The 1,096-nt window shown below is 63.8% G+C and carries 1 protein-coding gene; it reads left to right on the forward strand.

Annotated features, from left to right (window positions below):
* A partial coding sequence (locus PU724_RS33750) for an amino acid adenylation domain-containing protein (protein ID WP_426213827.1) occupies window positions 1-1,096 on the forward strand: 1,096 nt, incomplete at both ends.

A 1,096-nucleotide genomic window follows, 5' to 3' on the forward strand; every position in this document is an offset into this window, starting at 1 on the left:
GCGCAGGTGCGCCAGGCGCCGGAGGCGGTGGCGGTGGTCCATGAGGACGAGCGCCTGAGCTATGGCGAGCTCAATGCGCGGGCCAACCGGCTGGCCCATCATCTGATCGCCCTGGGGGTCAAGCCGGATCAGCCGGTGGCGATCTGCCTGGAGCGCAGCCCGGCGATGGTGGTGGGGGTCTTGGCGATCCTGAAGGCGGGCGGCGCCTATCTGCCGCTGGACCCGGCCTACCCCTGCGCGCGGCTGCGGCAGGTCCTCGGCGATGCCTCGCCGCGGCTGCTGCTTTGTGATGCGGCCGGACGCTCCGCGCTCGGCGCGGAGGCGCTGGCCGATGTCACGACGGCCGATCTGGAGACGGCCACCCCGGCCTGGGTCGAGTTGCCCGCCTCGAACCCGGACCCGCGCGCTCTTGGCCTAACCGCATGCCATCTCGCCTATGTCATCTACACCTCAGGCTCTACCGGAGCCCCAAAGGGGGCAAAGAATGAGCATCGGGCTATTATCAATCGCCTGATCTGGATGCAGAAAGCCTACGCTCTTAATGCGACTGATGTCGTTTTGCAGAAGACGCCATTTGGCTTCGATGTCTCGGCCTGGGAATTCTTCTGGACGTTGCTTGAAGGGGCGACCCTAGTGCTAGCGCCACCGGCGGCACACAAAGACCCCGATGCGCTTGTAAAAGTAATCCTCAGCCAAAGGATTACCACTGCGCACTTTGTACCATCCATGCTGGTTAGCTTTATGGACACGACGGGCGCTGATCGCTGCACATCGCTGCAGCGTCTCGTGTGCAGTGGCGAGGCGCTTCCTGCCTCCGTCGCGCACAAAGTTCGACGCGTATTGCCTTTGACTGGCCTGCACAATCTGTACGGTCCCACGGAAGCTGCTATCGACGTTACAGCCTGGAATTGTCCCGATGATTTTGATGGGGCGATTGTCCCGATCGGCCGTCCGATTGCGAACACGCGAGTGTACCTGCTGGACGGTCATGGCGCTCCTGTGCCGTTCGGGGCGGTGGGCGAGCTTTACATTGGCGGCGCAGGCGTTGCGCGTGGCTACCTGAACCGGCCCGATCTGACGGCCGAGCGGTTCATCG

This window comes from Mesorhizobium abyssinicae (assembly GCF_049887195.1).
Classification (GTDB): domain Bacteria; phylum Pseudomonadota; class Alphaproteobacteria; order Rhizobiales; family Rhizobiaceae; genus Mesorhizobium; species Mesorhizobium abyssinicae.